Here is a 12,615-nt window from a genome sequence, read left to right on the forward strand (position 1 = left end):
GCGTTTTGCAACAGGGTTGAGGTCAGAGAGTGACCTTGGCCCCTGCATAGAGATAGCGACCGACGAAGCTGATCGGATAGTTGCTCGAGGCGATATCCGGCTTCTGGTTCCAGATGTTGTTGCCGCCCACATAGAAGCGGAACTTGTCGGCCACGTCGAAGCCGATCTGCACGTCGTGCTGCCAGCGCTCCTTGAAGTAAAGGTACTGCGGATCGACGAGGTCCGGATTGGCCGCCAGCGTTTCCAGCTCGTAACGGCGGGTCTTGCTGAACCAGCTGATGCCGTAGTTGATGGTTACGCCTTCCATCTTCCAGGTAATGTCGCCGGTGGCGTTCCACTTCGGGCTGTAGGCTTCCTCGCGATCGATATCGACTTGGGCGCCCGGAGTCGGGATGAACTCGAGACGATCAAGATAGCCGCCGACGAGGCCGATGCTGAACGAGCCGAGCTTCTCGGTGCGGAAGCTGTAGTTCAACTTGAAGTCGGCGCCCGCGGTGCGGAAGTTCGCGACGTTGACCGGCTGGACGAAGTAGCTCGAGATATAACCCGTGGTGCCCGAGCGAGTGATGCTCTGGCAGAACACGTTGTCGAGGCTCGGCTGGTCGACGCACAGTTCGGCCAGATCCTGCGCCGATGGCGTGTTCACTGCATTGCTCAGCTTGATGTCCCACCAGTCGAACGAGGCGACGAGGCCGGGAATGAAGCTGGGACGCACGACGACGCCCGCCGTCCAGGTGCGCGCGGTTTCCTCGCGCAGGTTGCGGTTGCCGCCCGAGAAGCCCGGAAGGCTGACCGTCGCGGTCGGATCATTTTCAGGATTGAACGCGGCAATCTGAGCCGGGGTCAGTCCTGCAGCGGTCAGCGCAGCGCGGCAGTTTTCCGCGCGGAACTGCGTGCCTTCGGTGACGAACACCGGGTCGCACGGATCGCTGATGAACGAGAAGCCACCGTTGCGCGGGGCAAACAGCTCGGTGATGTTCGGAGCGCGGACCGCTTCCGAGTACGTCCCGCGGAAGGTGACGTCCCGGATCGGCGCGTATGTGCCGTCAACCTTCCATGTCGTGGTCTTGCCTACGGTCGAGTAGTCCGACAGGCGGATCGCTGCACCGAAGGAGAGTTCGTGCGCCAGCGGCATGTCGCGAAGCAGCGGCACCTGCAGTTCGGCGAAGGCTTCCTTCACGTTGAATTCGCCCTGCTCGGGAAGCTGGAGCGAGAAGTCGGCCAGCGCGCCCTGCTGCAGGAGCTGGTCAGGCACGAAGTTGCTCGTTTCCTTGCGGTATTCGCCGCCAATCGCGAAGCCGACGGGGCCACCCGGCAGTTCGAAGAACTGGCCGAAGTCGCCTGAGATCGCGCCCGAGACAACATGCTGGCGGATACGCGCACGGTTCAGGATATCGGCATTGACCCAATCGAGCGCGGCCTGGCTGCGCACGCCATCGCCCAGCAGGTTGAGCGGAAGACAGCCGCTGTTGGCGCCCGGCGTGAACGTCGATGCCGGCGCATCGTAGTTGTTGGGATCGATGTTGCCGGCGGGGCTGATCGTGCTGCGGCAGACGATGTTGCCGCTGCCATCGCGCACTGCGTCGACAGCTGCGAAATAGCGGTCGGCAATGCGGTAGTCGGTCAGCAGGATGTTCGACTTGGTCTGCCCGAAGACATAGGAGATGTCGTAACGGGCATTGTCCGAGATGCGGCCTTCAAAGCCGGCGACAGCGCGGATCGTCTCGCGATCGTTGCGTTCACCACGCACGCCAAGGTCAAAGTTGTCGCGCGAGATCAGCGCACCGTTGCTGGTATCGGCAAGCCCGGCATAGCGCGCCTGCAGATAGGGGTTGTCCGGCGTGAGGTAGGTGAAGAAGTCGAACGATGGCTGGGCCAGCGTGAACGTGCGGTTCTTCACGTACTTGCCTTCGACATAGAACGAAACCGCGTCGCTGAAGTCGTAGTGCGCAAGGAAGTTCACGTTGTGAACGCGGTTGTAGGCCTGCAGATCACCCTGGTAACCGGCGAGCGGCGTGCTGTCGCCGCCCTGGGTCAGACCACCTGCCGAGCGCAGCAAACGGCCGCGGTCGTAGATCTTGCCCGATCCGGTGAAGTCCGGAATGCCATCGAGATCGAGGTCGACCGCGCCGTCGATCGAGCTGTCGGCGTAGCGCAGGTTGTTGGTGGGGACGCGGTCCGGCACGTTCGGATTGTCGGGGAAGTCTGCCTGGTTGCGCACCAGCCCGAAGGTCTTCTGCGGATCGCCGGTGAAGTCGCGCGCGAAGCTGCTGACCCGGTCGATCTCGCGGAATTCGTACGACAGCGCCACATTGCCGCGGCCGTCCGCAAAATTGCGACCCACGGTGACCGAACCGTAACGCTGGCCGGCGTCGCCCTGGTCGGAAATACCGATCTGGCCGCCTGCAGTCACGCCTTCGAAATTGCGCTTGAGGCGGAAGTTGACCACGCCCGAGACGCCATCGGCGCCGTAGATGGCCGAAGCGCCGCCAGTCAGCACGTCAACGCTTTCGATCAGGTCGGTCGGGATCGAGTTGACGTCAACCGCAGCGGAGCCGGAAAGGCTCGACACATGGCGGCGGCCGTTGACCAGGGTCAGGGTGCGATTCGAGCCAAGGCCGCGCAGATTGAGGAGCTGGACGCCAACTGCGCCAAAATCGGCATTCGAACCGGACGTGCGGGCCGCCGACACCGAATTGATCAGCGCCGGATTCTGCGCCAGCGTTTCGACGATCTGGATGTTGCCGGCCTGCTACAGCGTTTCGGCCGTGACCGCGACGACGGGGTTGGGGGTGTTGTAATCGGCGCGCTGCTGGATGCGGCTGCCGGTAACGACGATTGGCGCGGCGGCCTCGTCGACTTCGGCGTTATTCTCTGCCGAACTTGAAACTTCGGCCTGTGCTTCCTGCGCGACGGCAGGGAGAGCGGCAACTGCCAGGCTGCTGACGGAAACGAGCATCGCAGCCCGTGCGAAGGTGTTCTTCTGCATGATAAGTCCCTGAAAATCGCGACGCGACAACGCGTTGATCAGGTCAATTCCTTACAGACGATACCAAGGTCAACCGCCCGGAAGGGAATCCGGCCGCGAAAACTCACTTTCGTTTGGATATGCGGCATTTTGACAACACCGTATTTCAGGAACTTGTCGTCAATTTTTTGTCACGCGTGGACATGTATTGGCAATATGACTCAACGAAAGTTTAATAAACGTCGCTGTCACCTTGCGATCACTACAGGCGACGCCGGAGCCAGCTCTTGCCCGGAATCGTGCCAGCCTTCGATCCCCTCGGCCAGCCAGTAGACATTGCCGAAGCCGTCACGAGCGAGGCGGCGGGCGGCGTTCCAGCCCATCCAGCAATCGGTGCGACAAAACACCACCACCGGCAATCCCGGCGCCTTTTCGCGCGCCAGCGCGACGGCATCGTGCAGGCCGTGCCATAGCGCGACATCAGGACTGGCTCGTCCGGTTTCTGGATGCCACACCGCGCCAGGAATTGTCTCGTGGGCCTGGGCGAGGGTCCAGACGCCCGACAGCGGATCGCGACGCCCGCCTTCTGTTGGGAGCACATCGATAAACAGCGCATCCTGACCGGCGCGCAGCTTCAGCGCATCGGCCAAGGCGATTCGCAAGGCAGGGGCAGGAGCACGGTCAACCGGGCCTCGATAGCGCGACATCCTGTAACCGGATGCATCGAACAACGCCTCAGCGTCGTCAGTGGCCTGTGGCAGCCCGGAAGTCGGGTGCGTCATCTGCGCGGCCACCGGGGCCGCAATCGCTGCCAGCGCAAGTATTGCCAGCCCATGCCGCACCATCGTCTCGCGCTCCTCTCCATTGATCCTTGGTCCAATATGCACGGACCCTGTGACCTGCGATATTGATCGATGGGAGAATGCGCGAAATGAACAGGCTGTCCATCCTTACTGCGTCATTTTATGTGTCCGTCCAGACGCTTGCACCCGGCGCAGCGCAAGCGCGGACTTTGGTGGCCGATCCCTTGGGATCGCCGATGTGGGAGCATCATGGCGCGGGCCTGTTCGGCAAGGATCCGGTCAGCTTCGACCCGCGCGTGATCGTTCGCATACCGCAGATCGCGGAAAACCAGCGCGTCTTCCCGGTCACCATCGATGCCCGCGCGCTGCCGCAGGTCAAGCGGATCGTCCTGCTGATCGACCTCAATCCCATCCCCATCGCCATCGACTATGTGCCCACGGGGGCGGAGCCGTTTATTGCCACCCGGATCAAGCTCGACCAGCGCACGCCCGTACGCGCTGTCGTGCAGACCATGGATGGCAGCTGGCACGTTGCCGGCAGCTGGGTCGATGCGGCGGGCGGCGGCTGCTCTGCCCCGCCGGTCAGCCGGGTCAAGGGCGACTGGGCCGAACATCTTGGCGAAGTACGCGGCCAGGCCTGGCACGAAAGCGCCGGCGAGACGCGGCTGCGCATGACCTTCCGCCACCCGATGGACACCGGCCTGGTCGAGAACATCCCGCCCTACAACATCGAACACCTGACCTTGCACGATGCTACAGGCCAGTCGCTTGGGAAAATGGAGGTGTTCGGATCGGTGGCCGAAGACCCTGCCTTCACCGTGCTGGTCAAGACGGCTGGCCCGGTCAGCTTCGAGGCGCGTGACAGCGCGGGCTTGCGCTTTGCCGGCAAGACCGGCGCTTGAGAACGCGACGAGGCATGAAGATCGATCGTCGCGGCCTGCTGTTGGCAGGACTGCTTGCGCCAGCCGCCGCTTTTGCCGAGCAGTTTGCGGGAAAGTACCAACCACAAGCCCAGCCTATCGGCGAAGGCATCTGGATGGTGCGCGGTGCGGATGAGGCCATCGGCTTTGCCAATGGCGGCGCGATCGCAAACAGCGCGATCATCGCCACAGACGCGGGCGCAGTGCTGTTTGATCCGGGCGTCTCGCGCGAACATGGCCTGGCGCTTGGTGCGCTGGCGCAGAGGCTGACCGGCAAGCCTGTCGGCCGAGTCTATATCAGTCACCTTCATCCCGACCATGCGATGGGCGCAGCAGCGTTCGATCCGGCAATCATTCACGCGCTGCCGGCCACGCGCGCCGAACTGGAGCGCGATGGCGAAGGTTTTTCGGATGCGATGTACCGCCTGCTGGCCGACTGGATGAAGGGCACGGCGGTGGTGCTGCCGCAAGGCGATCTGGCTGGCGGGTCAACGCAGTTCGGCGGTCGCCCTTTCCGCTTGCTGGCACTGAAGGGGCACTCCGGCGGCGATCTTGCTATGATCGATGAGCGCACCGCCACGCTGGTCACAGGCGATCTGGTGTTCCACGACCGCGCGCCCTCAACCCCGCACGCCAGCCTGCCCGACTGGCGCGCCTCGCTGGGCGTGCTGGCCGGGCTGCCGCACAAGGTGCTGGTTCCGGGCCATGGTCCGCTCGACAGGGATGGCAGCGCGATTGCCCAGACGCGCGACTGGCTGGATTGGGTAGAACAGAGCCTGCACAAGGCGGTGGTCGATGGCCTCGACATGAGCGAGGCTGGCGATCTGCCGATCCCGGCGCGCTTCGCCGCCCTCAAGGCCGCGCGTTACGAATTGCAGCGCAGCGTCTCGCACTTCTACCCGCGGCTGGAAGCGGAACTGCTGCCCAAGCTCTAGAACGCTGCCCGCAAAGAAACCGCGAGCCGCCTTGGCGCGCCGGGTGCATAGGCACGCGGATTCTCGGCACCGGGGGCTTCGGTCAGTTCGATATCATCTACTTCCGAGAAAGTCCCGAAAGTCGCATAGCGCTTGTCGAGCACGTTCCGTAGCTGCGCGACAAGGCGAAGATTGGGAAGAAGCTTTACCGAAGCATCGAGATCGAACACGGCATAGGCCGGAGTCAGGGCATTGTCGTTGCCTTCGTCACCGGCAAGGTATTGGCCCGAGCGGGCACGCATCGTCAGTCCGGCAGACCAGGTTCGCTCCTCCCTCGCCAGACGCAGATTAAGGGCGTGGCGCGGTGTCGACGGAAGCCGGTCACCGCGCATGACCATGATCGTGCCGTCGTCGTCGGACGCGGGATTGGACGGGCTCGACATGGTGAAGCCTTCACGGAAGCGGGCATCCGTAAAGCCATATGCCGCGGAGAGATGCCAGCCGTCCTTGCGCCATTCCGCCGAAGCCTCGACGCCTTGTCTGCGGGTGTGGCCAAGGTTTGCAAAGTAGGCGCGGCCACGCACCGCCGAGGCAACCATGCGGATGTCATTGCTGGTTTCCGAGCGCCACAGGTTAACGCGCCAGGCCAGCGAAGCGCTCGTTGCGCTTATGCCGCCGTGCCAGTTGGTCGCCGTGACCTGTTTGAGCGGGGGATCGGCGATGAAGAAATTGGCCAAGGTGCAGGGTGCGTCGGGATCGGCGCAGCTCAGCTCTGCGGGGGTGGGGTTGCGGCTGGTGAGCGCGAAGCCGGCGGCAGCGCGCATGCCATCGGCCAGCGCGTAGTCCAGTTCGACCGACGGGTTGAAACGGTTGAAGCTGTGTCTGCCATCGAGCGCGGTGCCGAGCCGGTCGTCCATCACCACGCGATTGTGGGACCAGCGCGCGCCTGCCTCCATCGACAGACGTGGCAGCAGCGGCAGTTCGACGCTGGCGAACAGGGCAAGGTCATCGAGCCGTGTGGCAAGATCGACTGGCTGGATCGCGCCTTCTTCCGAGATCAGCGGCAGGCCGAGATCCTCGACCGAGCGGTCATCCTCGAGCTCGCCCAGATCGGTACTGGCGCCAAAGCGGGTGCGGGCGCGCTCCCACGTACCGCCAAGCGCGATGCGGCGGGTGCCGATGGCGGTTTCACGCTCGTCCAGCCATTGCAGCGTGGCGCCAAAGGCCCGGGTGCGCTCTTGCCCGCGGTTGAACACGGCGGGATCATCGCCTGCAGCATCGGCGGCGATCGGGGCGCCATTCGAGAACAGCCGGTCGGCAAATCCCTCATCGTCGTCCTCAACGCAGAGCAGCGAGGGATCGGCTTCGCAGGGGCCGAAATCGGCAAGGTCGCCGTTGGCATTGCGCCGGTCGAGGTATTGCCAGTGCGCGCGCAACTCGATGCGCCCGTTGTCACCCGTCGCCAGCCAAGGTGCGGCGACAAGGCGGCCGAACCGCGTACGGGTGGTGTCCGGGCGGGTAAACACGGCGTTATAGCGGGCATCGAGCAGTTCGACAGGAGACACGCCGTTTCCGGTCAGGTCTGTCGAAGCGCCAAGCGCGGAAAACTCGATACCCCAGCCCTCGCCCACGTGAACGCCCTTGGCAAAGCCGCGATATAGCGTGGAGGGGCTGGCAACGCGCCACCCCTTGTCGTGGCGGGCCTCGATAGCAACGAGCAGGTTATCGGCCTGCGTTCCGGAGCCGAAGCTAACCGCGCCGCCAACCATACCCTCTGTATCGGCATCAGCCTGCGCCCTCAAACCCGAAAGGCTGACACCGTCGCCAGTCTGGACGAGCAGCGATCCTGCGAGCGCATTGCGGCCAAGCACCGGGTTGGCATCATTGACCTGCGCGCTGACCAGAACGGTATCAGGCACAAGATCCAGCAGCACGACATCGCCGAACGGCTGGTTGAAGCGCACGCCATCGAGATAGACGGCGAGGCCCTGTTCCGCCCCTTGCAGCGCGCCGGCCGAAAAACCCCGCCAGTTGATCGTGGCCTGCCATGGATTGCCCGCCGCTTCTCCCAGCGTCAGGCCCGGGATCGCACGCTCGAGCGCACGGCCAAGATCGGCGCGGCCCGACGCATCTATCGCCGCGAGGTCGAGCCCTCGCGCTTCGTCGAGATCAATGATGCCACCGGGCGCGGTGACGACGATCGGCACCGCCTCGCCGGCCAGCGCAGGCGCGGGAGCGGCAGCGAAAAGCAGCAGGATCAGCTTGCGCATCGTCAGATCTTCACACGCAAGCCAGCCCAGATCGTGCGCGGATTGCCAAGGTCGATCGAACCGCCCGCGTTGCGCGTCACGATCTCGGCGTCGAAGATATTCTCGGCGCGCAGAACAAGGCTGACGCCCTTGGGCAACGGCAGTTGCGCGAACAGGTCGAGCGTGGTGGCAGCCTTGAGGCTGTCAACCTGCAGGTCGTCCTCGTATTGCTGGCCGACATGGCGCAGGGTGGCGGCGACGTCCCAACCCGGCGCGGGGGCCAGGCCAAGCGTGGCCGACGCTACAATGCGAGGGGTCTGGGCCGGGCGCTTGCCAGTGAGGTTGGAGGTGGCACCGTTGCGCACCTCGGCATCGGTCCACGCCAGCGAACCATCGAAGCGGACCATGCCAAGCTCAGCGTGCGCAGCGGCTTCAACGCCGCGGGCGCGGATTTGGTCCACGTTCTGACGCTGCCTGAGGTTCGTACCAACCGTGACGTTGGCGATTGCATCCTCGATGCGATTATCGAAGCCCGTCACCGAAATCCGGAAGCCCGCAGCAGGCGTCAGGTCGATGCCCGCCTCGAAACCTTTCTGCCTCTCGTTGCGCAGCGAGGCGTTGGCTTGGGTGGTCACCGGGAAGACCGTGAAGGGTCGGTAGAGTTCGTTCAAGGTCGGCTGGCGCAAGCCGCTGTAGGCTGCAGCCCGCAGCGCGATTGCGGCATTGGCGCGCAGCACCGCGCCGCCGCGCCAGGTCACGGTCCAGTCGCTCTGCGTGGCGTAGTCGGTCCTGCTGGTGACGTTGCCGGCATTGTTGCGCACTTCGAAGTAGCCATCGGCGATAACGGTACGGTCGGCACGCAAACCGCCAGTCAGCACAAGCTTGCCCAGCGTCAGGTCGTTTTCGGCATAGAAGCCGAGATCGGTGTTGACGCCGCCCGCCCGGCGCCGCGCCGTTACCGCGCCCGTCGTCGCGTTCAGCGCATTTTCCTTCATCGTCCCAGATGCGCGGCGCCAATCGACACCGAGCCGCAGCACATCGTTCTCGCCGACCGGCGGGCGCAACTCGAACTTGCCACCAAGGCCTTGCGCGGGGGTATCGTATTGATCCAGCGTCGGCCTGAAGCTGGTGGCGGAAACGACGATGTTGTCGAAGTTCCGCACTTGGACATAGCCGAGCGCATCGAATTGCCAATCACCCCTGCCGACAAGGCGCAGGCTGGCATCCTGCCCTTCGCTGGACGTGGTCGCGCCCTTGAAACGGAGCAGCCGGTCATCGCGATAGACCAGCGCGCGGGCCTGAAGTTCGACCGTGTCGGTCAGCGGCGCGACGGCGCGAATCTGGGTCGACCACGATTCATAGCGGGCGCGAACCGTGGCGGGCACACGCTGGGCCTCGGGCGTTGTGAAGAAGCCCTTGCCGCGGTCCCAGCGGCCCGAGACGACCGCGAAGCCCGAACCGAGGCGTGGGGCGACGCTGAGCGCCGCTTCGGTCTCGCCGCGCTGGCTGCCTAGAAGCTGTCCATTGATCAGGCCAAGTTGATCCGGCCCTGCGCTCTCGAGTTCGATCGTGCCGGACAGCGCTCCTGCGCCGAACGGGCCGGAGCCGCCGCCGCGCGTGACGCGGATGCTGCCAAGCGTGTCGGGCACGAGCGCGGGCAGCGGGATATAGCCGAAGAAGGGATCGGCCATCGGCACGCCATCGAGCAGCACAAGCGCGCGGCTGGTGGCATTGCCGCCCAGCGCTCGCAACGTCACGCCCTGCGCCGAGGGGTTGGAGGAGCGGCTGTCGGACCGGCGGAACTGCTGGAATCCGGCAACGGAGGTCAGCACGTCCTCGATGCGGCCCGAGGCCGAAGTGGTGATTGCATCGCTGCCGATCTCGACCGTGGAATAGGCGGGCGTGCCAGGGGTCTTTTCGAGACCGGTGCCACGCACGACGATTTCGCCATTAGGGCCTTCATCGGCAAGGGCCGGAAATGCGGTCGATGCAAGGGCGGCTGCGGCCACGAGGCCGCCGACCCGCATCGAACGGGCCTTCAGAAACTTGGTGTCGTCCATCTGCTGCGACTTTCCGGATGACGATTTGAAAACAGGTATGTCGGCGGCGGTAAGAGAGGAGATTTGCGCCGCCGACAAGGGTGGACTTCGATATCGGATGTTAAGTTTATGAAATCCGGATCAGAAGAACAGGATACCGCCAAGAGCCACCGCATCGCTTTCGGCCTTGTTGCCCGAATGGGCAACCGCCTTGGAATGGATGTACTCGCCAATCAGCGTGACCCACGAGGTCAGGCCGTAGCGAACCTGGCCGACATAGCTCGAATTGACATCGAGCAGGTTCGGATTGGCAAGACGATCGGCATTGCTGGCATAGTCGAGCCGGCTCTCACCATAGCTTCCGCCTACCGACACCTTGCCGAAGGTTGCCAGAGCCTGGGCATAGAAGCCGCTCGAGTCACGCTTGGCAACGCCGGGACCGGTCTGCCGGACGCCTGTATCGAACAGGCCGAGCACCGTCGTGCCAAGGCCGCTGGCGGTATAGTAATAGCCGGTGGCCGTCAGCGGGCCGACCGTTACCTTGCCACCGAAGTCGATGCCGCTGCCGGTGAAGCTGCCGCCCCCGACGACGTCGTGCTTCTGCGTGATGCCCGAAACCCACAGGCGCGTGGCCACCTCGCCGAACTTGCCGTCATAGGTGAGCTTGCCCTGGAAGCCCGGGGCCGAGTTGCTTTCGGCCGGGCCCGTCAGCGACGACAGCGGCTGGAACACGCCGACCGATGCCTGAAGCCCTGAGAAGCTGGGCGAGGTATAGGTGATCTGCGGCTGGAAATCGGTGTAGATATAACCAACGCCGATGCGGCCCAGCGTGGTATTGGCCGGGGCCACGTTGTTGCCTGGCGTTCCCGACGAAAGCAGGGTGATATCGTTGAGGATCGCTTCCGAGGCGAACAGTCCGATGTCACGGCCGATCTTGAAAGTGCCGACATCCGGCTTGCCGAACGTCATGAAGGTCTGGCGGAAGTCGATCCCGGCGGTCGCCAGGGCGGTCGGCTGGCCGCCGTTATTGGCACCAAGAGTACCGTAGGCGGTGGAATTGATGCCGGGATACATGCCGAAGGTGGCACCGACGTCCCAGCCCGACTGCTTGGCTGCGACCGAAACCTTCAGGAAGCCTGGCAGCAGACCATTGCGGATCGCGCTGGAATTGTTCCCGCCGACACTGGCGATGCCACCAGTTACGGCAGTGCGGGCGGTGGGCGTTGCAGGGTTGTCGTGAACGTAGAACCCGTTGACCGAGCCCGAGAAGGTGATCGTGGCCGGGCCGACCTCGAGGCCGATGCCGCTTTCGGTCATCCGCACGTTGCGGCTGGAATCGACGGACTCGGTTGCGCGGGTCATCGTGTCGCCTGCCGGGGCGGCGCTTGCGGCGACCGGCGAAGGCTTGGCTTCCTCGGCAAGAAGCTCGGCATATTCCTCGTCGGAGAGGATGCCCTTCTCGTGCAGGCGCTTCAGAAGTTCAGCGGTGCCGGCATAGGCGGGCGTTGCCGCAATCGCCATGGTGGCGAGCGCGACCGAGGCGCAAAGCGCCTTCTTCATGTTCATTTCCATCCCCTCCGTGAAAGGTCGTGTCGATTATTCTGCGACTGAGAGGGGACAATGCTGCGCAACAACGCGCTGCGATATTGGACTTTGGGCGTTGGACTTTGGGATAAGAGGGACCCGTGCTGCGGACCGGAACACGCCCGGCCCGCAGCACCGATCAGGCGATCACGCGATCAGGCCAGCAGACTGCCGAGACGGCCGCGGATGATGCTTTCTGCATCGCCGACGATACGGTCGATCAGTTGCTGGCAGGTGGGAATGTCGTGGATCAGCCCCTGTACCATGCCAGCCCAGAACACACCCTTGCTCATATCACCGGTTTCGAGCAGCTGCTTGCCGGCGCGGCCGTTGACCAGTTCCTGCACGTCCTCGAACCTGGCACCAGGTTGCGACAAGCGACGAACGACTTCCTCGGAGACCTCGCTCTTGCCCACGCGGGCGGTGTTCTTGAAACTGCGGAAGATCAGGTAGCTGCCGCGTTCGTCGTTGGCGATGTAGGCCTGCTTGACGTTGTCGTGGATCGGCGCTTCGACCGTGGCGCAGAAGCGGGTGCCCATATTGATGCCCTCGGCCCCAAGCGACAGCGCCGCGACAAGGCCCCGGCCATCGCCAAATCCGCCAGAGGCGAGCATCGGGATCTTCACCTTGTCGGCAGCGGCGGGGATCAGGATCAGGCCGGGGATGTCATCCTCGCCGGGGTGGCCGGCACATTCGAAGCCGTCGATCGAGATGATGTCGCACCCGGCGCGTTCTGCCGACAGGGCGTGACGCACCGCCGTGCACTTATGCAGGATGGTCACGCCGTGGGGTTTCAGCATTTCCCAGATCTCGCGCACGGCTTGCGTACCTGCGGTTTCGACGATCTTCACCCCGCCATCGATGATGGCCTGGGCATAGGCCCTGTAGTCCGGTGAATTGACGGTCGGGAAGATCGTCATGTTCACGCCGAACGGCCTGGCGGTCATCGCCTTGGTACGCTCGATCTCCTCACGCAGCGCTTGCGGCGTGGGCTGCGTCAACGCGGTGATGATGCCAAGTCCGCCCGCATTGGATACGGCGCTGGCGAGTTCGGCATAGCCGACATTCATCATGCCGCCCTGCACGATCGGGTGCTCGATGCCGAGCATTTCGGTGATCCGCGTCTTCAATGCCATTC

9 protein-coding genes are annotated in these 12,615 nt (G+C 64.1%); 2 read left to right on the plus strand and 7 right to left on the minus strand.

What is annotated here, in order from left to right; translation table 11 throughout:
- Positions 1 to 22: 22 nt before the first annotated feature.
- From B9A23_RS04605 to B9A23_RS04610, 3 genes are all read right to left on the minus strand, one after another.
- On the minus strand, positions 23 to 2,692 hold the full coding sequence (locus B9A23_RS04605; protein WP_254894988.1) for a TonB-dependent receptor domain-containing protein: 2,670 nt from the start codon (positions 2,690 to 2,692) through the stop codon (positions 23 to 25).
- A gap of 60 nt (positions 2,693 to 2,752) precedes the next feature.
- Positions 2,753 to 2,989 carry a hypothetical protein gene (locus B9A23_RS23260; protein WP_254894989.1) on the minus strand — a complete coding sequence of 79 codons (237 nt, stop codon included), beginning with the start codon at positions 2,987 to 2,989 and terminating at the stop codon, positions 2,753 to 2,755.
- 227 nt (positions 2,990 to 3,216) lie between these two features.
- Positions 3,217 to 3,813 (minus strand): rhodanese-like domain-containing protein, encoded by a 597-nt coding sequence (locus B9A23_RS04610; RefSeq protein WP_139797345.1) that lies wholly within the window; start codon positions 3,811 to 3,813, stop codon positions 3,217 to 3,219.
- 86 nt (positions 3,814 to 3,899) lie between these two features.
- Here B9A23_RS04610 and B9A23_RS04615 point away from each other — a divergent pair, with 86 nt between their 5' ends.
- Entirely contained in the window at positions 3,900 to 4,673 is a 774-nt protein-coding gene (locus B9A23_RS04615; protein ID WP_084277898.1) for a quinoprotein dehydrogenase-associated SoxYZ-like carrier, read from the plus strand.
- Positions 4,674 to 4,687: 14 nt separating this feature from the next.
- A complete protein-coding gene (locus B9A23_RS04620) occupies positions 4,688 to 5,626 on the plus strand; it encodes a quinoprotein relay system zinc metallohydrolase 1 (protein ID WP_084277681.1) in 939 nt (312 codons plus the stop codon).
- Here the strand turns inward: B9A23_RS04620 and B9A23_RS04625 are convergent.
- The 4 genes from B9A23_RS04625 to B9A23_RS04640 all read right to left on the minus strand — a co-directional run bounded on the left by B9A23_RS04625 (position 5,623) and on the right by B9A23_RS04640 (position 12,613).
- Positions 5,623 to 7,875, minus strand: a complete 2,253-nt coding sequence (locus B9A23_RS04625; protein ID WP_084277682.1) for a TonB-dependent receptor — start codon at positions 7,873 to 7,875, stop codon at positions 5,623 to 5,625. The genes B9A23_RS04620 and B9A23_RS04625 overlap by 4 nt on opposite strands.
- Positions 7,876 to 7,877: 2 nt before the next feature.
- Positions 7,878 to 9,914, minus strand: a complete 2,037-nt coding sequence (locus tag B9A23_RS04630) for a TonB-dependent receptor (protein ID WP_254894990.1) — start codon at positions 9,912 to 9,914, stop codon at positions 7,878 to 7,880.
- Positions 9,915 to 10,034: 120 nt separating this feature from the next.
- A complete protein-coding gene (locus tag B9A23_RS04635; protein ID WP_084277900.1) occupies positions 10,035 to 11,453 on the minus strand; it encodes a porin family protein in 1,419 nt (472 codons plus the stop codon).
- A gap of 179 nt (positions 11,454 to 11,632) precedes the next feature.
- Positions 11,633 to 12,613 (minus strand): NAD(P)H-dependent flavin oxidoreductase, encoded by a 981-nt coding sequence (locus B9A23_RS04640; RefSeq protein WP_084277901.1) that lies wholly within the window; start codon positions 12,611 to 12,613, stop codon positions 11,633 to 11,635.
- Positions 12,614 to 12,615 lie beyond the last annotated feature (2 nt).

Origin of the sequence: Novosphingobium sp. B1, assembly GCF_900176395.1 — a bacterium.
Taxonomy (GTDB): Bacteria; Pseudomonadota; Alphaproteobacteria; order Sphingomonadales; family Sphingomonadaceae; genus Novosphingobium.

What these genes read in the sequence shown, in the direction of transcription:
- B9A23_RS04610 (WP_139797345.1), bottom strand. Translation starts at nt 3,813, where the DNA reads ATGGTGCGGCATGGGCTGGCAATACTTGCGCTGGCAGCGATTGCGGCC.
- B9A23_RS04625 (WP_084277682.1), bottom strand. Translation starts at nt 7,875, where the DNA reads ATGCGCAAGCTGATCCTGCTGCTTTTCGCTGCCGCTCCCGCGCCTGCG.
- B9A23_RS04615 (WP_084277898.1), top strand. Translation starts at nt 3,900, where the DNA reads ATGAACAGGCTGTCCATCCTTACTGCGTCATTTTATGTGTCCGTCCAG.
- B9A23_RS23260 (WP_254894989.1), bottom strand. Translation starts at nt 2,989, where the DNA reads ATGCAGAAGAACACCTTCGCACGGGCTGCGATGCTCGTTTCCGTCAGC.
- B9A23_RS04620 (WP_084277681.1), top strand. Translation starts at nt 4,688, where the DNA reads ATGAAGATCGATCGTCGCGGCCTGCTGTTGGCAGGACTGCTTGCGCCA.
- B9A23_RS04635 (WP_084277900.1), bottom strand. Translation starts at nt 11,453, where the DNA reads ATGAAGAAGGCGCTTTGCGCCTCGGTCGCGCTCGCCACCATGGCGATT.
- B9A23_RS04640 (WP_084277901.1), bottom strand. Translation starts at nt 12,613, where the DNA reads ATGGCATTGAAGACGCGGATCACCGAAATGCTCGGCATCGAGCACCCG.
- B9A23_RS04630 (WP_254894990.1), bottom strand. Translation starts at nt 9,914, where the DNA reads ATGGACGACACCAAGTTTCTGAAGGCCCGTTCGATGCGGGTCGGCGGC.